Consider the following 24404-nt stretch of genomic DNA (forward strand, 5'->3'; position numbering starts at 1 on the left):
TGAATCTTACTTGGGATTTTCTAATAATGTAAATCTGGTAACGCTGAGCAAACACGCTGATAATTCAACAATTAATTATCAGTATAAAAAATCAACACTACTCCTGCTACCTGATATTAAACAAGACTACGATCAGGCTAGGTTCCGTTTTTGAAGCTGCCCATTGATAGCCTTGTACTTCTTACGATAATCAGCCAAAGCTGGGATTAGGGCCCAACTGCTAGCGGCTACCAAATAGGAGTTGACGATAAAAGCCATGCCAACGAACAAGACGAGTAGCAATAGCAGCCAGTAACCCACCTGCTGGATTTTCGCTTGCTTAGCAAATACCTGCTCATCGGATAGCTGATCTAAGCTCTGTTGGTCCACTAGGCAGGGTGAGAAGGAGAAAATAGGCATTGTGACGTTGATTGATGGATAGTTAAAACTAGTCAATCCTTCAGACTTGAGTTTTGTAAAAGGACCAATGGAACAAAAAGCGGATAACTGGCGGCAGCTTTTCTAATCGTGGGCTAACGTACTATAATTAGTGCTAAACGTAAACGTCTTATAAAAATCCAGATTTTACAATTTGCCCAGTGATCCTGCTTCAAAGTACCAACCATCGCAGCTCAATCAACGAATATAGATCCTAGCAAAAGCGTAGAAAACCAGTCAAGGCAACTTTGTTTTAAACGAACCATTTTGAAAATGAACGGTTTCTGCTGCATCAGACGTAAGCTGCCTGCGAGTATCTCGCAGCAACGTAACCTCGAAAGTACCTTCCATTTCACCACTTTGTGGGTCATACTTCGTAACCTTGATTGTGGCCGTCCTGGTTAAGTCTGGTTGATATTGATCTCGAATTACGTCACCCCCGATCAAGGTCGTAAAGCTAACCCCTACTTGATTCGGACTCGCCGAACAAGGCTGGTGCGTTGAAAGGGCGTAGACGCCAACCGCTAGGGGGATTCTGGTGAAACTGAGGGATTGATCCCCGCAATAGCCGGCACAGATAGCAGGCGCTCGCAAGCGGGCTTTGTGGTAAGCTAACTTGTTTTGAATCGTCAGATTGATGGTGTTTGTGCCACACGAGTCACTCGGATTTTTCCAGGCTGTCGAAATACCACTCCAGCCTTGTCCATTCAAAGTCGCTTTGGTATCCTCACCAGCAACAGGATCTGGCGTAGATTTTGAACAGCCTAGTAGCCCAATCAAGGCAATCGAAAGCCATTGGATCGTCTTCATAGAATTGTTTTTCTACTTAGACCACGTTCGACTCAAAAGCGTTGGAACGACTGTTATTTACGTATTTATAGGCTAGCTAAGCGCAATACGAATTTAATTGTCGAGGAAGTAAAACGCTGATCTCGGTATCGTAAAAGGATGCTGAATTACTGGTTTTGTAGCCAACTGATTATTGCTTGTGAATAGCTTTCCGGTTTAATAGATTGCTGAAGACTTAAAGTCGTTTTTTCCTTTCTCAGCGCTGCGTTATAGATCTCACCTGCCGCTTGTGAGGTAATTTCTTCATTGACAGCGTTCCTCGGATTAATAATCAACACGTTTCGATTACCTAAAAAGTCAACTAAGAGGGGAAGATCGTACGCTGGTAAAGCACCAGCCACGGCAGAAGGTATAAACTGAGTTTTGTAATTCTTTTCATCCATGATGGCCTGGTAAGCACTCAAAGCGTTTAGCAATACGATCTGATTAATTTTATTGCAAAACACCGCAGCATGAAGTAAGTCAGGGCCTAGCGTTCCCTGGGCTACTACCACAAGCGGTTGGTTGGGACCAATTTGTTCGCTTGTAAGATTTACTAGAATTTCGATTTCCTCCGCTCGTACCGCAACAAGACTTTTATGCGTTAATACGCCTGTAAACCATAAATTTATCTTGACTCCGTCGATTACTGAATCACCTCCTTTGATAAATCCTGGGCTTAGTTCGCCTGTCCCGCTTAGATCCGGAATAATTAGTTCATACCCTTCTTTCGCTAGTTGATCTGCCCATTCACCGTTTTTGGCAGCAATTTCTTTGCCCCTGTCGTCCAGCAATATTAAGGTTTTGCTCGGTTTGCGCTTTGGCTTGATCCACAGTACCGGCAAAAAGTAATTGCCTGTACCTTTAACAAGGTATTTTTCAATCGAGTAAGAATCTCGCTGTAACCGTCCAGAAAAAATCAGTTCTCCTTGTCCAGTTGGCTTTTCATAGCCCGTTATCGTTTCAACTGTTTTTTGTAGCGTAGAGATGGATTTACCTTGACGCGCTTTATGGCTTGAAAGGTATTTTTGGGTCAACGAAAATAAGGATTCACTCGGTAATGAAGCTAAAGCCTGTCCGTTAGGAGTGACATACAAGTCCGCTTCTTTGAAAAGAGGAACGTTAAGATCCGTGGAACTGCCGGGATTGTTCAGGTATTTTTGAAAAAAGGTGTAGCAAGCTTCTCTATTTTTGACCGTTGAGATGTGCTCTGCATCATCTTCCACCATCGCTAAGTCAGTTCCTTTTCCGAAAGCGGTATAGGCTCTCTGCGCTTCATGGAACAGATCACGGGCTCCCTGAATACTGAATATATCCCGTGTGGTGCTGACAATTAACGTCGGTTTAGGTGCGCGGACCTCCAAATAATCAGCCAGATCAAGCCCATGTTCAAGCCCATAAAGCAAATTTTGTTCAGCATCCTGGGGGCCTCCCGAGCGCAGTAACTTATCGTACGTAGTCAAGTAACATTCCGGCGCAGCAGCTACGATCCGGTCGTCCATTGCGGCAATGTATGTGCATTGAGTGCCTCCTCCCGAACGACCCGTAATCCCAATGCGGTTTGGGTCTACTTCTGGACGGCTAACCAGATAATCGACCGCCCGGATTCCGTCCCAGATGAAATAATTAGCCGGGGAAAGTCCAGCGATAAACGATTGAACTCCGGGATACGAATGCTCATTGACGGGTAACTGTTTAACGACTGAATCGTCGCCGTACTGTCTTCGTTCACCCTGACCGATGGGGTCGAAAGCCAGTACGACAAAGCCTTTTTTGACATAATTGAGAATCACGCGCTGGTATGGCTCAGCCCTAAAACCGCTTAAGTTGTGACCGCTGCAATACACGATAGCCGGAAGCTTACCTGTACGATTCTTGGGGATAAAAAGGCCTGCTGTAACAAAATAATTAGGTCTTGATTCGAAGTAAAGCTTTTCTACGCTAAAATCGGCCCGTTGAATTCGGCCCGTGATCACTGGATTTAGCTGCGTTTTTTCGGGAAACGGACCGATTGCAATTGCGAGTTTTCTACGAATTTCTGCTTGCCGTTTTTGCCAGTCGGACTTCGATTTTATCTTTTCGATGGCAACTTGTCGCTGAGCAAGCTGGGTAAAGGCTCGCTGGCATAAATGCCGGTACAAACTGCTGGACGGTACGGCTGCTTCGTAATTCCAGTATGGTAAAACGGATAGCTCCTGCTGGGCTAAAATAGCATGGGAAACCAGTATAAATAAACCAATTAATCGACTTCGATTCAGCATAGCACGGTGATGGGCAGTCATAAATTTGCAGCGTTAGCAACCTGGATTTTACGCCATAGCTGGATTGCGCTCAATTTCAGATTGGGGGATAGAAACCAGCTAATTTCCTTCGTTAAAAGCCCATAACTGAAAACCTCTACCTACCAAGTTTTTGACCCGTAGCCAAACTTCGTAACCAAGTGTAACAATTGCTTACAAATCAGTTATAATGTATAGAAAGATTGGGTTAGTGAAGGTGTTTTGATGCGCGTTCATTACCAGTTAACGAGAAAGGGCCAAAACAGTCTGTTCTGGCCCTTTCTCGTTAATTAAAATTGCTTACAGTCTACCGCCATATATGGACATGGCAAGACCTCCATACGAGTGACCATCGTTTATATTTCCGTAAGCTGTTATACCAACACCAATCCATTTAAGGATTGCTACAAACCGTGCCCCAAGGGGTAAGCCGACGGCTGAATAGTTTGTTTTCTCGTATCTACTGATGGTAATAGCGGAGCAAGGCTGTGGGCGAATGAGCTAGATTTTGGCAGACGGCGCCTATGGTAAAAGTAAATTTGTTGGCGCATGACTCAGCGCAGTGGGTGACATGCCGAACTTTTTCTTGAAGGCATACGAGAAGTGAGAAATCGTTTCAAACCCCAGTTCGAGGTAAATAGCTGAGGGTTTTTGCTGTTTAGTTTCGATAAGGTATTTGGCTTCGCTCAGCCGCCTGTCCTGTAGCCAGTGACGGGGCGGAACACCAAAGGTTTTACCGAAATCACGTTTGAAAGCGGCCAGGCTGCGGCCAGTAAGCTGGGCGAACTTTTCAATAGGTACATTGAAATGAAAGTTACTGAGCATAAACTTCTCCAAATCAATTTTGTAAGGAGCAGAAAAATTGAACAGTAAGTCGCGAAGCTGGGGCAAAGCAAGCAAGAGTAATTTGACGCCCTCTTTCAACTTCAGAATACCCATCTCGTCGGTTAGGCTTGCTCCCGAGCTGCGAGCGTAGGGAACAATCGACTGAAAATAGCCTTGTAGGAATTCGTTGGTTGGGATTAAGGTATTGAGCAAACCAGTATACTTCTGGTTTGCTTCGAGCTTTTCTTCTAACGCAATCTTACGCAGCAGCTCCTCCTGCAACGATATGACAATAGTTTCATAGTTACCTCCGGGGGGCGGAACTTTGGTAAGCGTGCCCAATTGGTTTTTGCTGATCAGCAGCATGTCTCCACCGGTCATCGAAACGGTTTGCCCGGAGGTTTCTAGGATAAACTCGCCTGAAACCTGTAAAATCAAGGTGTGATGGTTCCATACACATACTTTCTCCCTTCGCTCCGCAGAGTGGTACGAATAAAAGATCACACCGGGTAGGATTTCGGCTGGACTGGTCATTTAGCGTTGTAAGTAAGTGCCACCACGTATGGCACCGACAGCAAATGTAGCGTTTAACGTATTCATCTCTTCTGGGGTGAATTCAATAGCCATCGCTTCCATATTCTGGGGCAAGCGCGACCGACGGCTCATACTTACTAACGGCATAATATGGTCGCCTTGTTCCTTTACCCAGGCAATTGCCAGCTGGGTTGGCGTACAGCCTTTGCTGTTGGCTAGTTGCTTTAAGATGTCGACTTTTTCCAGATTATGAATCAAATTGTCTCCCTGAAAACGAGAGAAATGATTTCGATAATCGTCTTGGGGCAGCGGGGCATTCAACTCACCGGTCAACAAGCCTTCCGCCGTATTAGCGAAGGCCACGACAGCAATGCCTAATTCCTTAGCGGCAGGCAGCAGATCATTTTCTATTTGACGATCCGCCAGCGAATAGCCGATCTCCAGCGCACTAATGGGATGAATGCGGTTGGCTTGGCGAAGTTGGTCAGCCGTAATTTCCGAAACGCCAATGGTACGCACTTTTCCTTCTTTGATCAAATCGGCAACCGTCCCAATAATGTCTTCCAGCGGTACGCTGTTATCCATTCGACTAGGCTGGTAGAGATCAATGGTGTCAATTCCCAAGCGGGTCAGGGAATAGTTGATAAAGTTCTTGATCGCGACGGGGCGTAGATCCATCCCCAACCATTGACCGTTGTGAAAAATAGCCCCAAATTTTACGCTGATGAAGGCATCATCGCGTCTTCCTTTGATGGCTTTGCCGATCAGCAGTTCGTTATGACCAGCCCCGTAGAAGTCGCCGGTGTTTAAAAAATTAATACCTCTGTCCAAGGCTTCCTGGATGGTGGCAATGCTTTCGGTTTGGTCAGGAGTAGCCCCGCCCCAGATCGAAGACATCCGCATACAGCCTAAACCAAGTTTGGAAACGAGTGGTCCGTTTTGACCTAGTTGAATTTTTGCGATAGTTTTCATGCCACAAAGATCAATCTTTACAAAACGTGCTAGTTTCTTCTACGGCTCAGCTATTTTGCTTGTACGGCTCATCGAAGCTAGGACAAGACTAGTGTTTGTAGGCAAATGAGATTGGTATAGACCAACTGTTATCTATATCGTAGCAGCGAATCAGCTGTCTTTGTTTCCGCCCTTTTTATTCTACACGGACTTACTAATAAAGTGACTGTTAGAGTACAGTGGAAGGTTTATTAAGGTCCCCAACTAAAACCATAGTCGATAAAACTAAAAAATAAAACACATCGGTTATATTTAAGCAATGACTACTTTTCAGCTTATTGGAATCGCCGACGAAAACCGACAACGTCCATCCGAAAGCACGCTATTGGCTTTGCTATCTGGTGGACTCGACTATTTTTATGATCGCTCGGCTGCGGCTGAAACCTCACTGAAAAGCAGCACGAACGCTCGGTCACGTACGTTGCTAGCCGCTCCAAACCCTGGTGAAGTTCGCGCTCCGTTCCGCTGGCACCTGAAAGAAGCCGACCGTTTGCGTTTGTTTGGCAACGAAGAACCCCTTTCCGAAAAACCGTTTTCGACCAGTATTCATCAACTGAACGACTGGCCAACTCTAGCCGGTCAGGTTGAACTGGTTTTTTACAGTCCGATATTCCCAAGCATTAGCAAGCCCGGCTACGGTCCTACGGTTCAGCTAGGAAGGCTGGCCCAGCAGATTAAGCTCATCCGCGAACAGCACGGACATCGGGCTTTACCTCGCCTGATTGGCTTAGGTGGCATTAGCGCCAATAACGTACGGCTGGTCCATCAAGCGGGTTTCGATGGGGCGGCTCTGATGGGAGCGCTTTGGCAAAGCCCTAACCCCGTGGCTGCTCTCCAACAAATCAGGGCGTCAATCTACACCTAGCCGCCGAACAGCGTTCAGTCCACCCGCCAGATTCAGCACATTAGCGTAACCATGTTTTCTTAGAAACTGTACCGCCTGACGACTTCGTCCACCCGACTGACAATGGATTACAACCGGACGATCTGCCGGAACGCGTTCCGGGTGCTGATGTAAAGTTCCCAAAGGAATCAGGGTACCGTCCAGGTTATCCTGCCTATATTCGTCAGCCTCGCGAACATCGATCAGCAGCGGAGCATCGGGAGAGGCCATCCAGTCGAGGAAGGCAGCCGCGTCCAGTTCAGGAACGAAATCGACCGCTTCGACCGGGCTACAGACAGGTTGCAGATCGGGTAGCGACTGAATAATTTTGTTGGCGGGGTCGGCGGTCAAGGAGAACGTACTGAACGAGCACGTCAGGGCGTTGAATGTCAGTAAGGTTCCGCTTAGCACGTCACCGATACTCGTGATGAGTTTGATGGCTTCAGCCGTCATCAGGCAGCCGGTAATGCCGGGTAATACCCCCAGAACCCCCACTTCTCCGCAGGCTTCCAGTTCACTCGGGTCCGGGTACAGGCAGCGGTAAGTGGGACCATCCCCATAGTTGAAAACGCTAACCTGTCCTTCAAATTGGTAGATCGAGCCGAACACCAGCGGTTTGTTCAGCAGCACGCAGGCGTCGTTGACCAGATAGCGGGTCGCAAAATTGTCGGAACCGTCGATCACCAAATCATACGCACCTAATGTTTTGAGGATATTAGTCTTATCCAGAAAAAAAGGGTGTGCTACAACCTGAACGTGCGGATTCTGGCGATTCAGTAACTGAGCAGCTACCTCGGCTTTGTTCTGCCCGACATGTTCCGGCGAAAAGAGAATCTGCCGTTGCAGGTTACTTTCGGCCACGCTGTCGCCATCGATAATGCCCAACGTACCAACGCCAGCAGCCGTCAGGTACTGGGCCACCGGGCATCCCAGCCCACCGGCCCCCACTAAGGCTACCCGCGAACGCTTGAGTTGCTGCTGACCCGTCAGACCAACCTGGGGCAGTCGAATGTGTCGGTCGTACCGATTCAGTTCGGCTTCAGTCATAGCTGTACCAGTGTTTTGTCCCAGTCTTTCCAAACCGGCTCGTAGCCCTGCCGTCGGATCACCTCGGCCATCTCAGCGGGACTGCGTTCGTCGGAAATGGCGAACTGTTCGAGCGATTGCGGTTCTACCACGTAGCCCCCCGGATTGGTTTTTGATCCGGCGCTTAAGCTGGTAATTCCCAATTTCAGTACGTGATCGCGGAAGCGGGGCGTTTCGCGGGTGGAAAGCGATAACTCAACTTCTTCGTTGAACAGACGATAGGCACATATGAGCTGAACCAAATCGCGGTCGCTCATGCACCGATCGAAGCTTTTGGCTGTTATCGTATCGTTTTCAAGCAGGTCGATGGGGCGCAGACGGGGGAAGGAGACGCTGTAGCGAGTTTGCCAATAAGTCCGTTCCAGGTGTTGCAGATGAGCCGCCGTAAAAAAGCTATCCGTACGCCAGTCTTCCAGCCCTAACAAAGCCCCTAGTCCGATGCGATGAATACCCGCCCGGCCCAGTCGATCCGGCGTTTCAAGCCGATATAAAAAATTTGATTTCTTACCCTTCGGATGGTGATTCCGGTACGTAGCCTGGTGGTACGTTTCCTGGTAAACCAGTACCGTGTTCAAACCTTCGCTGATTAGTTCCTCGTACTCTGGCTGGTCGAGTGGCTGTACTTCCATCGACACCTGAGCAAAATACTCCCGTAGCAGCCGAATGGCGTTTTTCAAATACGGTACGCCGACGGTTTGGTTGGCTTCCCCCGTCACCAGCAGGATATGTTCGTAGCCCAACTGCTGTACAGCCTCAGCTTCCCGCCGGATTTCGTCGTCGGTTAGCGTCCGGCGCCGGATTTTGTTGTCCAGACTGAAAGCGCAGTAGGTACAAATATTCTGACACTCGTTCGAGAGGTACAGGGGAGCGTAAAGCTGGACAGTCCGGCCGAAACGTTGCTGGGTCAATTGATGACTAAGCTGCGCCATCGGTTCCAGGTACGCCTGAGCCGCCGGAGAAATCAGCGCCTTGAAATCGTCGAGTGTACGCCGGGACCGCGCCAGTGCCTGTTCAACCTGTTGGGGCGTGGTCGCGTAAACGTCGCGCAGAACGGTATTCCAGTCGTGCCGATCGAACCAATTATTTTCGTTTTTCATTCGTCCAGGAAAGCGGTTAGTGGACTACTCGCCTGTGCATGAGAAACAGGTTGCGCGAGTCGGGCTTCGTACGCCAGTCGCCCGGCTTCAACGGCGAGCCGGAAGGCCGTGGCCATCCGAACCGGATTACCCGATACCGCCAGCGCCGTATTGACCAGAACGGCATCCGCCCCCAGCTCCATCGCTGCGGCTGCGTGCGATGGAGCACCCAGTCCCGCATCAACAATCACCGGTACCCGGCTCTGCTCAATGATGATTTCCAGAAAATCCAGCGTGCGCAACCCTTTGTTGGAACCGATGGGTGCACCCAGGGGCATAACCGCAGCCACGCCCACATCTTCCAGTCGTTTACAAAGTACAGGATCGGCGTGGACATAAGGAAGAATTATGAAACCGAGTTTAACGAGTTCTTCGGCAGCTTTCAGCGTTTCGACGGGGTCGGGCAGCAGGTACTTCGGGTCGGGATGAATTTCTAGTTTCAGCCAATTCGTCTCTAGCGCTTCACGGGCCATCTGTGCTGCAAAGACGGCTTCACGAGCCGTCCGAACTCCGGATGTATTGGGCAATAGCTGAATTGACGGGTGTGCCAGATGCGTTAGCAGATCGTCCTGGTGGTCGTGCGCGTCGATGCGTTTGAGCGCAACGGTAACGAGCTGGGTTCCTGACGCTAATAAGGTAGCCTCCATCTGCTCCGACGAGCTAAATTTGCCGGTTCCGGTAAACAGCCGGGACGTAAATGTCCGGTCCGCCAGCACCAGCGGTTGGGTTTCAGAAGCGTTCATCGACAAGAGGTTTAGATGTTTTGGATACAAAAGATTGATAGAACAAGCGGGCCTGACCAACAGGATCGGCTGAACTACTGATAGCTGAAGACACCGCGATTCCGTACAATCCCGTTTCGCGCAGGGCTGGAACGTCGGCCAGCGTGATACCGCCAATGGCAATAATGGGCGTCGTGATTCCTTCCCCCCGTAGTGCCGACAGGATGGTCTGATAACCGTTCAGTCCCAGAATTGGACTTAGTTTCTCTTTAGTACGCGTGAATCGAAACGGACCCAGTCCCACGTAGTTGGCACCGTGCCGCTCGTGTTGCCGAACGTGTTCTAGTGTATTGGCCGTACCGCCAAGGATAAACCCATCGCCCAGCAGCTTCCGGGCTTCGGCAACGGGCATATCGTCTTGTCCCAGATGCACACCGTCCGCGCCGGTTTCACCCGCCAGGTTCGGATTGTCGTTAATGATCAGTCGGGCGTTGAACGCACGGCAGACCGCCAGCGTGTCCTGAGCCAGGTGTTTCCAGTCGGCATACGACTGGTCTTTCACCCGAAGCTGAATCCAGTCGATACCCCCCTGGCAAGCCAGTTGAGCCTGCTCGGGGTTGGTAACGATATAGTGTAAGGGGCTAATGGTCATACGTACAGTTGATTACCCTGTTCGGTAAATTCTTTCGCTTTGGTCTGCATGGCCTGGGTCAGTACGTTTTCATCTGTTAGGCCGTTTTGCTCGGCGTAGTCGCGGACGTCCTGCGTAATTTTCATCGAACAGAAATTAGGTCCGCACATGGAGCAGAAATGGGCAGTCTTGGCCCCGTCGGCGGGAAGCGTTTCGTCGTGGTATTCACGGGCGGTGTCAGGGTCGAGGGAGAGGTTGAACTGGTCTTCCCACCGAAATTCGAAGCGGGCTTTGCTCAGTGCATTATCTCGGTACTGCGCGCCAGGATGCCCTTTGGCCAAATCCGCGGCATGGGCGGCAATCTTGTAGGTAATCACTCCATCTTTCACGTCTTTTTTGTTCGGTAAGCCCAGGTGTTCTTTGGGCGTTACGTAGCAAAGCATAGCCGTACCAAACCAGCCGATCATGGCCGCGCCAATGCCCGATGTGATGTGGTCGTAGCCGGGAGCAATGTCGGTAGTCAGCGGGCCGAGCGTATAGAACGGTGCTTCGTCGCATTCCCGCAACTGCTTGTCCATGTTCTCCTTAATCAGATGCATCGGAACGTGGCCCGGCCCTTCGATCATCACCTGCACATCATGCTTCCAGGCGATTTTGGTTAGTTCGCCCAGCGTTTCAAGCTCCGCGAACTGAGCGGCATCGTTGGCATCGGCAATAGAACCCGGACGCAATCCATCGCCCAGCGAAAACGACACATCGTAGGCTTTCATGATGGCGCATATCTCCTCGAAATGGGTATAGAGAAAATTCTCCTGATGGTGCGCCAGACACCACTTGGCCATGATACTGCCACCGCGCGAGACAATCCCCGTTACGCGTCGGGCCGTTAGGGGAATGTAGCGCAGCAGCACCCCCGCGTGGATGGTAAAGTAATCAACACCCTGCTCCGCCTGTTCGATGAGCGTGTCTCGGAACAGCTCCCAGGTCAAGGCTTCGGCTTTTCCGTTTACTTTCTCCAGCGCCTGGTAGATCGGCACGGTTCCAACCGGCACCGGGCAGTTGCGGATAATCCACTCGCGGGTTTCGTGAATATTCTTGCCGGTAGAAAGATCCATCAGCGTATCGCCCCCCCAACGGCAGCTCCACACGGCTTTTTCAACTTCTTCTTCGATACTCGACGATACCACCGAATTACCAATATTGGTGTTGATCTTGACCAGAAAATTGCGACCAATAATCATGGGTTCGCTTTCGGGGTGATTGATGTTGGCTGGGATGATGGCCCGCCCGGCGGCTACTTCCTGCCGCACAAACTCCGGTGTGATATGCCCCTTCGGTGTGTTGGCCCCGAAACTCTGGCCCGAATGTTGGTGCAGCAACGCTGCCTGCGAGCCGGGTAACTGCTCGGTAATTAAGTCAATCCGTTGGTTTTCCCGAATGGCAATGTACTCCATCTCAGGCGTGATGATGCCTTTTCGCGCATAGTGCAACTGCGTCACGTTCTGGCCCGCGCTGGCTCGGTAAGGGTGCCGGATGTGGGCAAACCGCAGGGCGTTCAGCGATTCGTTAGCCAGCCTTAGATTGCAAAACTCCGACGAAAAAGCCGTCAGTTGCTCGACATCACCCCGATCCGTAATCCAGGATTCCCGCAGCCGGGGCAGCCCCTGTTTCAGATCAATGGCTACATCGGGGTCGGTGTAGGGACCACTCGTATCGTAGACCGTAACCGGTGTGTTGGGCTGGCGGATTTTACCGGTGCCGACATACGACACGGTGTCGGACAGACTGATTTCGCGCATGGCTACCCGGATGTCGTTCATCTGGCCGGGCACGTAAATTTTGCGGGAGCCGGTCAATGGCTGGCGCGTAATGGACGGCTGCGAGGGCAGCGTCGGGCGGTTGGGGTTCGTGCTCATCCTCCCTGGGTTGCTTGTAAAATAGTAATGGTTTCGTTGCCAGATAGCGGATACTGATTCCAAAGAGTACGGGGAACAATAGCGTTGTTCACCGCTACGGCAATGCCTTTCTTTTGAGTTAGCTCCAACTGCGTCAGTAAGCTTCCAAGTGAAGCAGTAGGCGAAGTAGTAACGGACTGATTGTTAACGGATACAGTCATAGTCGTACGTTTGAGGCTAAACGCAACGCCAGGGGCAACCGGAATCAGAAAGCAAGCGGAGAAATGAGTGCGAAAACCGAAGTGTGTCAGAAGCAACCACTGATGCGGCTTGCTTTAGGGACAAGTGCCGTGTTACACAAACACAGATGCCAATTGACAGACTAATGAAACGAGTCTAACCCGGTTTTATTCGCGCTTTTCCCTCCGCAGGTATTATCCTGTTCAGGTTCAAAGGGTGATCTCTCAGCCCGTCCGGGCACCCCTAAAGCTTCGCTGTTCAGCGGGGCAAATATATAAGATTTATATAATGTGAATCGCTAGTCGGTTCTTTTTTTTAGATAATGACCATACATCGAGCGGTGCTGACAGCACCATCCGGCGTTAAGGCAGCGAGGAGTCTTGATTTTTTTGATGGCAGCTGAAAAACTTTGCGTGCCTTTTCAAGTTCGGGTATAGTCTTGGTAAAAACCATTACAGTATACTACTTTTTATAAAGGGTTCACTCTCGTCATTAAGCACTCCTCGAGGGATTCATAATGCATTTGCTGACAATTTAAGGAAGATTAACCGGAGTAGACATGTGTCAAACAAGGGCATGGCGGCTTTTCGATAGTGATGCTCAGTAAGCCAGATAATATATATATGTAGTGAAGTACTTTATCACATAGCAGGTCAAAACGATATACTCGCTTGTAGCCTACCATGTAGTCAAGCGGTTCAGGTTGATTTCCTCAACCACTTGGAGTTATGATCAATCCTTTTTGTGAACGTGACCATTAAAACCTAGAATTCTTGAAGTTGACGCACCCGATTCGTACGCCAGGTGAGTAGTAATGCTAGTATTGCCAACACGCCCAATCCATAGGGCGCGTAGGGAGATACTAACTCGATTCCCTGTGTCAATGAATTCGGTTGACCCGTGATCCGTTCAACCACCCACGCAATAGCCGCTATGGCTGCCAGCAAGGCACCTGTCAACCGAACAAGTCCGTAGGCTTGTGTGCGGCTCAACAGCATCAACCAGGGTATGGTCAGCAAAATAATAAATAGCTGCATCAACTCAATACCCAGGTTGAAACCCAGAATACTTAGTGCCATGGGGCCCGCATCAAGTTGCAGATTGGCCAGCGAACTGGCAAAGGCAAGCCCGTGAATTAGCCCGAAGCCAGCCGATATCCAGGCTTCGCGACCTGGAAAAATAGGGCGAACGGCATGGATGGCAGACACGAGAATCGATACGGCTATCAAAATTTCAACCGGCTGCGAGGGAAGCCGTACCCAGCCTAGCGATCCCGCCAGCAATGTAATTGAATGGCCTATCGTAAAGGCCGTAACAATGAGCAACAGTTGCTTCAGGCTATAACGAACCCCGCCAAATCGGCCCCAGGCAAATCGTTGTCCTGGACCGCCCGTTACCTGCAACATAGCGGGTAGTAACAACACAAGCAAAAACAGCAAATGGTCTGTTCCGTCGGCAATATGCTGTATTCCCAGGTTAACCATCGCGGTAAAACCCGTCCAGAAGCTACCCGATGCCAGGTTAACCGACAGCGGTAAAATGCGATTATTAACAATATCCAGGCTAATTTCTCCTACCTGAACCGGTTCGGATTCGGCTAGTTGCCCGCGTACCCAGTCTTGACGTATCGACACCAGAATTTTATGGGTCATTACCTGGTGCAATACTACGTCGTAGTAAAAGGTAAACTGTCGTACGTCTTCGCCCTGACCAGATTGTCGTACCGGGGGAAGCATCTGTACCTGAGCCGTGAGTTCGCGATAAACGCCGTTGATTGGATTCTGACTTTCGTGGACGGTCAATTTGCCAACCGTTACGTTCCAGAAACGCCCGTCGGGACTTTGTGGACGGATATGCGTCTTGAGGTATTCCCTAAGTTGAGGACCCAACCGTGCTACCAGCCCTGCCGACGAGTCGTTTACGGCGTGCCCCCAAGCCGATTGCAGCTCCACGAGTGGAATTTGTAGCTCGGCGTCGATGCGGTTAGCATGAACGTTGAGCAGAACCACCGAGTTCGGCATGGGGTGAGCAGTCGCTAACTCTGGTCGGCCAATGGCCAGTGCGAGTATGGTCAAAATCAATCGCCATCTGGATCGACGACTATTGACAAAGCTTACTTTATTCACTAGAAAAGGCGTTAACATCGTGTTTCGCTTATCGCTGGCCACCAATCGAAGGTAATCAATCCGCGCTGTTGTACTCGTACGAGTTAAAGCAGCAATGACATCCTAATTGCCGCCATAATCGGCGGTGTGGTCGCGCCAGACGGAGTGGGAATGAGGGGTATTTCGGATAATTACTCCACCTTGGTAGGAGAACTCGATCCATACACTTGGTCCATCAATACGCACATAATCGCCCTGGGAACTCATGGCTGTCGTGCCTGAATACGAGACATACGTATTTGTCAATTCTGAGGTGTATTTCGTTAACACGGCCGCAGCCGTAGACGCATCCAGATCATTGACGTAAAGGCGAATGGCGTTTAGCACCAGTGTCTGCTTATCGCTACTCAGACTGCCTACCTGTAAGCCTGATTTGGTCGCTGGGAACTTCCCATCCTGTCCCGGCCCCAGTACCAAATCGTTATAACTGCCGGACAGTTTAGCCGTGGTTTGTTCGGTAGCGCTTAAACCCGTCAACAAGGCAGCAAAAGCGACACGTTCCTGCTCAAATGCCTGATACGTACGATTCCCTGCGGTGACGGCTGCCTGCGGCTCGGTACCTCGGAAAGCCGGTGTAACACCTGTGACCGCTCCCGCGTTGAACGTGATGGGCTGGGTATAGTGGTGGCCCGTTAACAAGATAGCCCATAAACTAGTGGTGCTAGGCGTGCCTAAAAATGATACGAAATAATTACCAGCCCCGTACGTAGATCCTCCACCAATCGTGTTTAGGTAATCATCGGCGACTAGGTTGCCCAGCATCTCATCATACCCTTCGTTCGTATTATTTAACGCCAGTACAGCCACCATCAGGTTGCGGAAAGCCGCCAGTTGGGTATCACTGAGCGCACCCAGGTTGATACCTACGCGTGCAGACATTCCTGCTGGTAAGTTAGACCATTTCTGTGCGTTGGCCTTCGAGTAACTCAATTGCACCGTCGATACTTGCATACTGCTCAAGGTAGCTTTGAAGGCTTCGGCCAGGCAAACGATTTGAGCGACGCCCGTCGAACCACAGGTTGTTGTTGTGGCTGTAGCTGACAGAGCGGTTGTAATTGAACTGGAAGCGTTTGTTGTTGACCCCGTCGTTGACCCCGTTGTGCTGGTCGCATCAACATCCGTTGATTTGCAAGATTCAAAGCTGGTACTAAAGCCCAGTAGGATCAGTAGGAAAAGAGTTACGTTGTTGCGTTTCATAATGTTTGCTGAATACGTTCTGTCAGCGCCTGATTGCTTATTTACGAGTACTTAAAACCGTTGATCGCTGTTGCAAAAACCGTCCGTGTTAGGGTAAAGAGTCGAAATGTTGTGGTGAATGAATCACATACTGGCAAACTATTCAATTCACCTTAGTGCCAAAAACGATGGAGTTCGCTGCCAAAACAAAAATCGGCTTTACTAAGCGGATATAGGAAAAGTAGTGGTCAACCCCGCCAGGTTAGGGGTAATTACCTTGAATTTGTGGTGAATCATAAAAATTACGGGGTTAAATCGAACCAAAGAAAAAGCGCACCAGCGCCCAAATTGGATGTGATGCGCTTCAAAACGAGGCACCTAAACCGACATTAGTTACCCCATAATCGCTGGTATAATCACGCCAGACGGAGTGGGAATGAGGGGTATTTCGGATAATTACCCCACCTTGGTAGGAAAACTCGATCCCTACACTCAGTCCATCAATGCGCATGTAGTCATTCTGACTGGCTACGGAGGTCGTACCCGAATAGGCGATATAGGTGCTGGCTAACTTCGACGTATATTTAGTTAAATAGTAGCAGCCATCGTATTCTCTAAATCGTTTACGTATAGCTTGATAGCGTTCAATACCAACGTCTACTTGTCTGAACTTAGCGTACCAACTAACTTACAGACATACTTTAGTGCTGGGTAATTTAGCGTCCTAACCCAAGAATAAGTTGGGGCAAACAAGCCAATTTTTTATTGAACAGAGGAAGCGTTTAGGGCTGATCTATTTCATGAACAGACTAAAAAAGTCTTTTTCGTAGCTACTTCCGACAGGAATTTCCTCCTCTCCGATCAGTATCATACGGCCACGAATCGACTGAATTTTGTCAATTGCGACAATGAAAGACCGGTGAACGCGAATGAATTTATTGGCTGGTAGTTTTTCCAGCATGGCTTTCATCGTAAGCCGCAAGACTAAAGGATGGCCTTCCTTTAAATGAATTTTCAGGTAATTATCCAATCCCTCGACAAAAACAATGTCGGCAACGGTAACTTTTACCAGGCCGTAATCCGCCCGAAAAAAGAGGTGCGCCTGCCCAGGGCCTTGATTGTTCATGTCCTGGTTCTGCTGGAGTGTTCGCCACCGCGCTTGGGCTCGCTGCGTCGCTTTGAAGAAACGATCGTACGTGTACGGTTTTAAAAGGTAATCGACGGCTTCCACTTCGTAACTTTCCAGCGCATATTCGCTATATGCCGTCGTAAAAATAACGAGGGTTTGCTGGGTGATGGATTTAAAAAAATCCAGTCCCGACTCCTTCGGCATGTTGATGTCCAGAAAGATCAGATCGACGGGGTTTGCTTCCAGATACAAACGAGCTTCGCCAGTTCGGGTAAAGGTTTTGACCAGATCTACCGTGTCTATTCGGCTACAAAAGGCTTCGATAACATCGAGGGCCGGCCGTTCGTCGTCAAGGGCAATGGCTTTCATTCGGATAAAGTCAGATTAAGACTGACTTGGAAATCGGTCGGGTTATTGTCAATGGTTAACTGGTGGGTATCGGGGTAAAGAAGCCGCAACCGCTCTCGGGTATTTTGCAAACCCACACCCGTTGAATTTTCGAAAGAACTGACCTGAACTTTTTTATTGGCGACATAAAGATCCAGGTTACTACCTTCAATCCGGATTCGAATATCAATCCGCGATTCCTCGTCCGGACTTACCCCGTATTTAAAGGCGTTTTCAATAAAGGAAAACAAAAGTAAAGGAGCGATTTCTCCGTGCGTCTCATCCCCTTCAAGTCGGTAGTTCACCTGAACCGCATCACGTAGCCGAGCTTTTTGAAGATCAATATAGTTACCAATGTAATTAATCTCTTTAGCCAGAGCCACTTTATCTCGGTGCGCGTCGCGAATGATATAGCGCATGAATTCCGAGAGTTTGACAATGGTATCGGCTGTTCGCTCATCCTGCCGAATGGCGAGCGCATAAATACTGTTGAGGGTGTTGAAGAGAAAATGCGGCTGTATCTGCGCTTTAAGCTGCCGAAGTTCAGCCTGCAACTGGTCATTTTCAACCTGATGGAGCCGACTAGCCGTCTGGATGGAAATAGAGATAAGCGAACTGACACTTCCTAACAAGAAAAAGATGGCTAGCTTGACCGGAAGGAGCAGCGTAAAAGGCGGTCCATGAGCGTCGTTCGGGCGTTCACCATCTGGCGGATGGGGTGGGCCATCTTGATGTGGCCCCCGGTACCGATCAAATGGCTTAACAACAGGTCTATTCTCGTCGTGATGTGATTCAAATTGTGGGGTATAGGGGCCAGTCATCATCATCTCCTCCACAAAGAGTTGACGAGCCCAAACCAGCGGAGTATTTTCTTTTGGGGGTTTGAAGAAAAACCACTGCTCGATCCGATACGGGAAATAAACGGCGGCCAAGACGCAGCTAACCGCTATAAGTGCGTATTTCCAATAGTGTTTTGTTAGAAACCAGCGGGGTACTAATACCGTATGATTCAAGTATGAAAACAGGACCAGCAGCGTATAAGCTAGTCCATTCTGTACCAGATGCTCGTGCGGTCTTAACGGAGACCAGCTTACACCACTGTAGACCGAATAAATCAGTGGTAGAATTATCAGAGCAATTCCAATTAGTAGATTCGTGCTATGTGACTTCAACCAGGCTGCCATTCCACGGAAAGATGCGTACAAAAGTACAATAACACCCTACCCGGCAGACATAAATGTGGTTGAAAGACCAATTTTTGGGGTGAACAACACGCTAAACTGACGCGGTTCGATAATCGGTTGTCCATCCGGCTATCGAACCGCGTCATAAAATCAATTTACAAGGACTGCTTGGTGATTCGATGGATCGAACAGCCTGCGCTATTGAGGTCCCTCATAAAGGCAATTGTTGCCAACTGTTTCAGCTCCAGTTTGATGGCCGCAACGAGGTAATCGATATCTTCCTTGGGGCGGGCCGCTATTCGAAAATACTGACTGGTACAGCCGATTTTGTTGCCGCAGTTTCGTACAAAGCATTGCTGATTTAGCAATAATCGATCTCTAAGTAAATCACCGTTGATGGTATCGGTTAATTTGACGTAGATGAAGTTGGCCGCAGACGGAAAAACGGTAAATTCACGAATCTCCTGAAAAGCAGATCTCAAATACTCGCGGTCAGCAATAACCTGTAACCGACTTTGTTCGTAGTCGGCTTTACCCTCAACCACCAGCTTTAGCAACAATTCAGTAATCCCGTTGACGTTCCAGAAGGGCACGTGTTTCTTGAGGGCGTCAATGTTTTTGGGATGACTGATGGCGTAGCCCATTCGCAAACCATGTAATCCCAGGTTTTTGCCTAAACTTTTTAAGACCCAGGCATTCGGAAATTCCGTAACGACATCTTTGACGGTAGGCGGCTCGCTCTGCGAAAAATCAATAAACGATTCGTCAATGATGAGGGTATCGAGGTACGCTAACTCCTGCATAATCCAAATTACGTCTTCCTTCTGCAAAATGGAGCCGGTAGGATTGTTTGGATTACAAAGCACAGCGTTTCTCACACCTGTTCGTTTAACGGCATCTACAAACTCATCCGCTGTCAGACACTGGTTGTTCAGATCGGAATAGTAGGCGTAGCGTACATGTCGTCCTAACCCTTTTGGTTCATCTGTCCAACGTCCGAATGACGGCACGGGTACCAGCAGGTTGTCTTTCACGTACAGCGTGTTAAGCCAGGAAATCAGCTCCGTTGAGCCATTCCCTGCAATCACCGAATTCGGATCAGCAATATCGGCAAACTGGCAAATCAGTTCGGCGAGTTCCGAATTGCTGCTCGGATAATACTTGAGTGCATAAGGCATCTTTGCGTACAGCGCATCCATAATGGCGGTCGTCGGAAAGTACGAGTTGACGGGTATGCAGTAATCTTTCAGTTTGTCAACACGCTCAAAATTATCCGTCAGACTGGCGTACGAAGGGCTGTGAACCGTATGCGTAAATAGGTTCAGATCTGGCTGATTGACTACCGAGGTGGATTCAACAAGAGTCATAATAAATTGGGATTGATGTTGAGTAGCCAATGGAGCAAACGTAGGTCAGTTGGTTTGTCAGAAATACGAAACCGCTGAAGGAGGTGTTGTTTAACCAAACCGGTTTGTGATGAATCCGGCAAATGCTGGGGTGAAAGAGCTAATTCTTTTCTGATTAATCGTCTGCGAAATCCTCTATAGATCTTTGTCGGAAATGTACTCCGAACGTTTGATTGGAGATACCCATTTATCGACATCGACCCGAATAGGAGCAAGTAAAAAATCCTGAGTTACTTATAAACACAAACTAGCCGTTGTGAGCAAACGCTTTTTTTACCTTAACATACAGCGTTTGCTTACAACGGCTAGTTTTGATGGGCATAGTCTAGGGACCTGGTTCGTTGTAGCCAGAGCCGGTAGTTACCTGACCACCACTCGTCCATAGACCTCCGCCCTGTTCTCCGTTGTTCTTTGTGTTTTCGCCACTAGGCTTATCTCGGGGGCCATCTGGGTCTGGTGTGTTTTCGGGATCATAATTATCGGCATGGCTACCCACATAGGTTTCCGTCTCGCCCGTTGTGCCTTCTTCGCGAGGGGCTTCCTGCGAACCATTAGTTGGGGTGTTTTCGTTATCGGTCGATTCTTGCTCTTTGTTCATAGTGATAGGAGTTTGATGCGAAGGCATTGTCGATTAGTGGGGGTGCGCAAACTGATCATTCATTTTCTGTGCTTCAATTGCTTTTTCCAGCGGAATCTGTTCGTTTTCGTGAGGTAGATTTGATTCCAGCGTTAGCGAGTACGGTACGTTTTGCGGGATAAAATCGTCTTTTGCTCCCGGTTTGCTGTAATCATACGACCAGCGGTATACCGCCGGTAACTCTCCCGGCCAGTTGCCATGTCCTGGATTGATCGGAGCCGTCCATTCGAGGGTGTTTGACCGCCAGGGGTTCTGGACAGACTTGCGTCCTTTGAAGATGCTGTAAAAGAAATTCCAGATAAAAATCCATTGCGCCGTAAACGTGATAATGGCGGCAATGGTAATAAAGCTATTCATATCCGCGAACTTACCTTTCATGAAGTCATAGCTCGTAAACGAATAATAACGACGCGGAAAACCAGCAATGCCCAGGTAATGCATAGGGAAAAACACGAGATAGATGCCCACGAAGGTCAGCCAGAAATGAATGTAGCCTAATCGTTCATTCATCATTCGACCAAACATCTTGGGAAACCAGTGATACGTTCCGGCTAGAAGTCCAAAGGCCGAAGCCGCTCCCATGACTAAGTGAAAATGAGCAACGACGAAGTACGTATCGTGCAGTGGAATGTCCAGGGCTGCGTTGCCGAGTATAATACCCGTTACCCCCCCCGAAATAAAGAAGGACACAAAACCGATGGCGAACAGCATCGCCGACGTGAACCGGATATTACCGCGCCATAGAGTCGTAACGTAGTTGAACGCTTTCACCGCCGATGGAACGGCAATAATTAGCGTCAAAAACATAAAAACCGACCCTAAAAAAGGATTCATGCCGGACACAAACATATGATGCCCCCAGACAATGAAGGATAAGAAGGCAATACCGATCATTGAGGCTATCATGGCCCGGTAACCGAAAATAGGTTTACGCGCATTGGTTGCCATGATTTCGGAGGTTATACCAAAGGCAGGAAGTATCACAATGTACACTTCAGGGTGCCCCAGAAACCAGAATAAATGCTGAAACAGAATCGGACTACCGCCTACGTTGGGAAGCGCTTCACCTTTGATGTAGATTTCGGATAGGTAAAAGCTTGTACCAAAATGCCGGTCGAAGATAAGGAGCAGTACTGCCGAAAACAGAACTGGAAACGAGATCAGGCCCAGAACCGCCGTTAAGAAAAATCCCCAGACTGTTAAAGGTAACTTGCTGAAGGACATGCCCCGTGTGCGTAAATTAATGACTGTAGTAATGTAATTGATTCCGCCCAACAACTGAGATACAATAAAAAACGCCATGCTGATCAGCCAGAGCGTCATGCCCAATTGTGATCCCTTGTGCGCCTGTGGCAGAGCGCTCAGGGGTGGATAAATCACCCAGCCGCCACCTGCCGGACCCGTGTAGACGAACAGCGACGAAAACATGATCAAGCTGGCTATAAAGAAAAACCAGTACGAAAGCATGTTCAGAAACCCCGATGCCATGTCGCGGGCACCCACCTGAAGAGGTATCAGAAAGTTGGAGAAGGTACCACTTAAACCGGCGGTTAGCACAAAAAAGACCATTATGGTTCCGTGCATTGTCACCATCTCCAAATAAAAATCCTGATCGATCTTGCCCGACTCGGTTATCCAGTCGCCCAGTAACGGTCGTAAAAAATCAACTTTCATATCAGGGAAGCCTAACTGAAGCCGAAACATCACCGACAAGCTGATTCCAATTATGGCCCAAAAGATGCCTGTGATCAGGTATTGCTTGGCAATTGTTTTATGATCTTCCGAAAAAATGTATTTCTGAAGTTTGCTTTGCGGTTCGTGTTCGGCATGGGCTGCATCAGCGGCATCCGTTCCGGTTGTTAGATCGTCAACCCGGTGGCTGGCATTGCCCGTTCGTAAGTTGGCATATCCAGTAAAAAGCCAGCCCATAAAGATGGCGGAAATAATTATGACGCCCGTTAGAAACATACGATTGAGGAGTTTGAAAAAAGAGGATGTAAGAAGGTACCATGGATGAGTAACGGAGTATAAGTAACGCTCACGTTGTGTCGTGAGCAGTTACCACAGCAAAGAATATGAAAAAGGAAAGTTCGGTCGGTCGTCAGTTGGCTAGTTAATCGGTGTTGTCATTCAACGAGTTGATCACCAGCTTAGCTAAGCCGATACAACCCTGTTTGATCTTGGCCTGATCGCCCGGCATCTGGGCTCCTACACTAAACACGTGGTTGTTGTAAAGCACATGAAGTCGCTTTTTGGCCGGTTCCCAAATGGCTTTATCGCCCACGTCATTCACGGCTACACCCGTGGCTGTATTCTTCGCAGGGGTAGTAATTGGTGGCGCAGCTTGCGTCATTCCTTCAATTTGACCAGATGGGTCCGCCCCCCGAGTTGAATCCTGCTCAGGACTTGTTGTCGTCAGGCTAGCTGGTACTTCGGAGTTGGTGCCCTGCGGAGCTTGCCCAAAAAGAACCGGCTTGCGTGGGTTGTTTTGGGCGGTTGCTTTATTAGCTTCCGGCTGAAAAAGCTTATTGAAATAATACTCTGACTGAAAGGTGGATTCAAAGGGTTTGTCGCTTTCCAAGTAAAAACCAACCCGATTGTTGCCCCATCGTAGTTCACAATCGTTCAGCCCGGTGTATTTCGTCAATTCAACATCCTCGCCCAGCTGAAACAGATTTTTGACAAATTCTTCGGGCAGATAATTGCAACGGTCGCGGTAATGGTAGTCCGTACTCAGCAGCCATGTGCCACTTACGCGTTTGGCTACTTCGTTCTCGCCGTTGCCAGCTGCGTAACCTGAATCCATCTCATAGCGATCTTGGGTGCCACAACCGGCAAGGCACAAGGTCAATAACAACGTGTTTAATCTCATTGGAACTATGGATAAAAATGGGATTGTACCTACGAACAAACGTGAGTTTGGTAGCTAATGAAGTACCCTCACAGAGGGCAAACTCCAGCCGTTTAACCGCTGCTTAGCCCGACAAAAAATTGTTAGGAAATGGCGCTATTCTCGCTTTTTAGAAAAATTAGTAGAGATCAGTCGTCTAGTGAAGCCCAGCGAACGCAGTTTGTAAACAGCCAATTGAACAGAAACAAATGGCTATAATGGCTCGAGGAACAGATATATTGCAGCCATAAGAAATAAGGGTTGAACCTGTATCTTCTGGCTGGTTATTTGCCTGACTACTGGCTGGGTGAATCACTGTACACGGTAGTTGATTCGATCATGGCGTCTGAACTTCGCTTGTTGGACGACCCGATAAAGAGTTAGGCGCATTAAGATGCGCTCCATCATAAACGCCCATGCCCAAGCGGTAGACTAACTCCGTTCCCAACCAGCCGGTAATACCCGCCAGACCAAATCCAGCAAACGAACAGACCAGCGCCAATGTAGACGGAATGTTGCTTGGTTCGTCGCGTCGCAGTAACCAACTGAGAATAAATAAAACCAACACGACGACATTACCCAGGCCGTGAACAGCGCCAACCTGCTTGGCTCTCGTACCCGATGGAATTGCCAGCCAGTCAACAAGGCCCGGAACAGCAGCGACAAACCCACCGATGATACCCGCGACGCTCATCCAAAAAGCGACAACAGACATAACCGGGCGATCCGTTAATAAGTAAACTACATCAAAAATCACAGAAGTAGACAATAAGCCTAGCGGAAAAACAATAAGAATGGGGTGGGCAGGATGACGCGCCACTTTGAATTTACTTTCCATAGTCGTTGGGTTGATTATTTGTGAATAACCGGGTTGATTATCTTCCTATATAGGCTTACATACGTATAGTCGACTACCACAGGAGTGATCTGTGCGTTAATCGAC

At 49.0% G+C, this 24404-nt stretch carries 22 protein-coding genes and 1 riboswitch; of the genes, 1 reads left to right on the forward strand and 21 read right to left on the reverse strand.

What is annotated here, in order from left to right:
* Positions 1–132 precede the first annotated feature (132 nt).
* The 5 genes from M0L20_RS24490 to M0L20_RS24510 all read right to left on the reverse strand — a co-directional run bounded on the left by M0L20_RS24490 (position 133) and on the right by M0L20_RS24510 (position 5855).
* A complete protein-coding gene (locus M0L20_RS24490) occupies positions 133–399 on the reverse strand; it encodes a hypothetical protein (protein WP_248479717.1) in 267 nt (88 codons plus the stop codon).
* 255 nt (positions 400–654) lie between these two features.
* Entirely contained in the window at positions 655–1227 is a 573-nt protein-coding gene (locus tag M0L20_RS24495) for a hypothetical protein (protein WP_248479718.1), read from the reverse strand.
* A 146-nt stretch (positions 1228–1373) separates the two neighbouring features.
* The gene (locus M0L20_RS24500; protein WP_248479719.1) at positions 1374–3527 is read right to left on the reverse strand and encodes an alpha/beta hydrolase family protein; all 2154 of its coding nucleotides are present in this window, start codon (positions 3525–3527) and stop codon (positions 1374–1376) included.
* 519 nt (positions 3528–4046) lie between these two features.
* Complete coding sequence (locus M0L20_RS24505; protein ID WP_232563369.1) at positions 4047–4883, reverse strand: helix-turn-helix domain-containing protein; 837 nt, start codon at positions 4881–4883, stop codon at positions 4047–4049.
* The gene (locus M0L20_RS24510; RefSeq protein WP_248479720.1) at positions 4884–5855 is read right to left on the reverse strand and encodes an aldo/keto reductase; all 972 of its coding nucleotides are present in this window, start codon (positions 5853–5855) and stop codon (positions 4884–4886) included.
* Between the two features lie 298 nt (positions 5856–6153).
* Between M0L20_RS24510 and M0L20_RS24515 the strand changes: the two genes are divergently transcribed.
* Positions 6154–6759: a thiamine phosphate synthase gene (locus tag M0L20_RS24515; protein ID WP_248479721.1), complete on the forward strand. Its 606-nt coding sequence runs from the start codon at positions 6154–6156 to the stop codon at positions 6757–6759.
* On the opposite strand, the gene moeB is transcribed toward M0L20_RS24515, so the two are convergent.
* The 16 genes from moeB to M0L20_RS24595 all read right to left on the reverse strand — a co-directional run bounded on the left by moeB (position 6745) and on the right by M0L20_RS24595 (position 24299).
* A complete protein-coding gene (gene moeB / locus M0L20_RS24520; protein WP_248479722.1) occupies positions 6745–7824 on the reverse strand; it encodes a HesA/MoeB/ThiF family protein in 1080 nt (359 codons plus the stop codon). The two genes, M0L20_RS24515 and moeB, sit on opposite strands and share 15 nt — an antisense overlap.
* Positions 7821–8960 (reverse strand): 2-iminoacetate synthase ThiH, encoded by a 1140-nt coding sequence (gene thiH / locus M0L20_RS24525; RefSeq protein WP_248479724.1) that lies wholly within the window; start codon positions 8958–8960, stop codon positions 7821–7823. Before thiH ends, moeB begins: the two co-directional genes overlap by 4 nt.
* Positions 8957–9742 (reverse strand): thiazole synthase, encoded by a 786-nt coding sequence (locus tag M0L20_RS24530; RefSeq protein WP_248479726.1) that lies wholly within the window; start codon positions 9740–9742, stop codon positions 8957–8959. The genes thiH and M0L20_RS24530 overlap by 4 nt, the downstream gene beginning before the upstream one ends.
* A complete protein-coding gene (locus M0L20_RS24535) occupies positions 9729–10373 on the reverse strand; it encodes a thiamine phosphate synthase (protein WP_248479728.1) in 645 nt (214 codons plus the stop codon). The genes M0L20_RS24530 and M0L20_RS24535 overlap by 14 nt, the downstream gene beginning before the upstream one ends.
* Positions 10370–12268, reverse strand: coding sequence for a phosphomethylpyrimidine synthase ThiC (gene thiC / locus M0L20_RS24540; RefSeq protein ID WP_248479730.1), 1899 nt, complete (start codon positions 12266–12268; stop codon positions 10370–10372). The genes M0L20_RS24535 and thiC overlap by 4 nt, the downstream gene beginning before the upstream one ends.
* The gene (gene thiS, locus M0L20_RS24545) at positions 12265–12468 is read right to left on the reverse strand and encodes a sulfur carrier protein ThiS (protein WP_232563377.1); all 204 of its coding nucleotides are present in this window, start codon (positions 12466–12468) and stop codon (positions 12265–12267) included. Before thiS ends, thiC begins: the two co-directional genes overlap by 4 nt.
* A 182-nt stretch (positions 12469–12650) precedes the next feature.
* Positions 12651–12742, reverse strand: a riboswitch (TPP riboswitch).
* A 509-nt stretch (positions 12743–13251) separates the two neighbouring features.
* On the reverse strand, positions 13252–14613 hold the full coding sequence (locus tag M0L20_RS24550) for a HupE/UreJ family protein (protein ID WP_354004270.1): 1362 nt from the start codon (positions 14611–14613) through the stop codon (positions 13252–13254).
* A gap of 102 nt (positions 14614–14715) precedes the next feature.
* On the reverse strand, positions 14716–15849 hold the full coding sequence (locus tag M0L20_RS24555) for a DUF3500 domain-containing protein (RefSeq protein WP_248479732.1): 1134 nt from the start codon (positions 15847–15849) through the stop codon (positions 14716–14718).
* A gap of 343 nt (positions 15850–16192) precedes the next feature.
* Positions 16193–16477: a DUF3500 domain-containing protein gene (locus M0L20_RS30370; protein ID WP_354004275.1), complete on the reverse strand. Its 285-nt coding sequence runs from the start codon at positions 16475–16477 to the stop codon at positions 16193–16195.
* Positions 16478–16621: 144 nt separating this feature from the next.
* Positions 16622–17326 carry a LytR/AlgR family response regulator transcription factor gene (locus M0L20_RS24565; RefSeq protein ID WP_248479734.1) on the reverse strand — a complete coding sequence of 235 codons (705 nt, stop codon included), beginning with the start codon at positions 17324–17326 and terminating at the stop codon, positions 16622–16624.
* Positions 17323–18528 carry a sensor histidine kinase gene (locus M0L20_RS24570; RefSeq protein WP_248479736.1) on the reverse strand — a complete coding sequence of 402 codons (1206 nt, stop codon included), beginning with the start codon at positions 18526–18528 and terminating at the stop codon, positions 17323–17325. The genes M0L20_RS24565 and M0L20_RS24570 overlap by 4 nt, the downstream gene beginning before the upstream one ends.
* Positions 18529–18683: 155 nt before the next feature.
* Positions 18684–19895 carry a pyridoxal phosphate-dependent aminotransferase gene (locus tag M0L20_RS24575; RefSeq protein WP_248479738.1) on the reverse strand — a complete coding sequence of 404 codons (1212 nt, stop codon included), beginning with the start codon at positions 19893–19895 and terminating at the stop codon, positions 18684–18686.
* A gap of 364 nt (positions 19896–20259) precedes the next feature.
* Positions 20260–20532 carry a hypothetical protein gene (locus M0L20_RS24580; RefSeq protein WP_232563344.1) on the reverse strand — a complete coding sequence of 91 codons (273 nt, stop codon included), beginning with the start codon at positions 20530–20532 and terminating at the stop codon, positions 20260–20262.
* A gap of 33 nt (positions 20533–20565) precedes the next feature.
* On the reverse strand, positions 20566–22539 hold the full coding sequence (locus M0L20_RS24585) for a cytochrome c oxidase subunit I (RefSeq protein WP_248479740.1): 1974 nt from the start codon (positions 22537–22539) through the stop codon (positions 20566–20568).
* A 145-nt stretch (positions 22540–22684) separates the two neighbouring features.
* Positions 22685–23443 carry a hypothetical protein gene (locus M0L20_RS24590; protein WP_248479742.1) on the reverse strand — a complete coding sequence of 253 codons (759 nt, stop codon included), beginning with the start codon at positions 23441–23443 and terminating at the stop codon, positions 22685–22687.
* Between the two features lie 355 nt (positions 23444–23798).
* Positions 23799–24299, reverse strand: a complete 501-nt coding sequence (locus M0L20_RS24595; RefSeq protein ID WP_248479744.1) for a DUF2231 domain-containing protein — start codon at positions 24297–24299, stop codon at positions 23799–23801.
* Positions 24300–24404 lie beyond the last annotated feature (105 nt).

This window comes from Spirosoma liriopis (assembly GCF_023196085.1).
In the GTDB taxonomy this organism is placed as follows: Bacteria; Bacteroidota; Bacteroidia; order Cytophagales; family Spirosomataceae; genus Spirosoma; species Spirosoma oryzicola.

Excerpts from the sequence above, each read along its gene's own strand:
- M0L20_RS24490 (WP_248479717.1), bottom strand. The coding sequence starts at position 399 with ATGCCTATTTTCTCCTTCTCACCCTGCCTAGTGGACCAACAGAGCTTA.
- M0L20_RS24495 (WP_248479718.1), bottom strand. The coding sequence starts at position 1,227 with ATGAAGACGATCCAATGGCTTTCGATTGCCTTGATTGGGCTACTAGGC.
- M0L20_RS24500 (WP_248479719.1), bottom strand. The coding sequence starts at position 3,527 with ATGACTGCCCATCACCGTGCTATGCTGAATCGAAGTCGATTAATTGGT.
- M0L20_RS24505 (WP_232563369.1), bottom strand. The coding sequence starts at position 4,883 with ATGACCAGTCCAGCCGAAATCCTACCCGGTGTGATCTTTTATTCGTAC.
- M0L20_RS24510 (WP_248479720.1), bottom strand. The coding sequence starts at position 5,855 with ATGAAAACTATCGCAAAAATTCAACTAGGTCAAAACGGACCACTCGTT.
- M0L20_RS24515 (WP_248479721.1), top strand. The coding sequence starts at position 6,154 with ATGACTACTTTTCAGCTTATTGGAATCGCCGACGAAAACCGACAACGT.
- moeB (WP_248479722.1), bottom strand. The coding sequence starts at position 7,824 with ATGACTGAAGCCGAACTGAATCGGTACGACCGACACATTCGACTGCCC.
- thiH (WP_248479724.1), bottom strand. The coding sequence starts at position 8,960 with ATGAAAAACGAAAATAATTGGTTCGATCGGCACGACTGGAATACCGTT.
- M0L20_RS24530 (WP_248479726.1), bottom strand. The coding sequence starts at position 9,742 with ATGAACGCTTCTGAAACCCAACCGCTGGTGCTGGCGGACCGGACATTT.
- M0L20_RS24535 (WP_248479728.1), bottom strand. The coding sequence starts at position 10,373 with ATGACCATTAGCCCCTTACACTATATCGTTACCAACCCCGAGCAGGCT.
- thiC (WP_248479730.1), bottom strand. The coding sequence starts at position 12,268 with ATGAGCACGAACCCCAACCGCCCGACGCTGCCCTCGCAGCCGTCCATT.
- thiS (WP_232563377.1), bottom strand. The coding sequence starts at position 12,468 with ATGACTGTATCCGTTAACAATCAGTCCGTTACTACTTCGCCTACTGCT.
- M0L20_RS24555 (WP_248479732.1), bottom strand. The coding sequence starts at position 15,849 with ATGAAACGCAACAACGTAACTCTTTTCCTACTGATCCTACTGGGCTTT.
- M0L20_RS24565 (WP_248479734.1), bottom strand. The coding sequence starts at position 17,326 with ATGAAAGCCATTGCCCTTGACGACGAACGGCCGGCCCTCGATGTTATC.
- M0L20_RS24570 (WP_248479736.1), bottom strand. The coding sequence starts at position 18,528 with ATGGCAGCCTGGTTGAAGTCACATAGCACGAATCTACTAATTGGAATT.
- M0L20_RS24575 (WP_248479738.1), bottom strand. The coding sequence starts at position 19,895 with ATGACTCTTGTTGAATCCACCTCGGTAGTCAATCAGCCAGATCTGAAC.
- M0L20_RS24580 (WP_232563344.1), bottom strand. The coding sequence starts at position 20,532 with ATGAACAAAGAGCAAGAATCGACCGATAACGAAAACACCCCAACTAAT.
- M0L20_RS24585 (WP_248479740.1), bottom strand. The coding sequence starts at position 22,539 with ATGTTTCTAACGGGCGTCATAATTATTTCCGCCATCTTTATGGGCTGG.
- M0L20_RS24590 (WP_248479742.1), bottom strand. The coding sequence starts at position 23,443 with ATGAGATTAAACACGTTGTTATTGACCTTGTGCCTTGCCGGTTGTGGC.
- M0L20_RS24595 (WP_248479744.1), bottom strand. The coding sequence starts at position 24,299 with ATGGAAAGTAAATTCAAAGTGGCGCGTCATCCTGCCCACCCCATTCTT.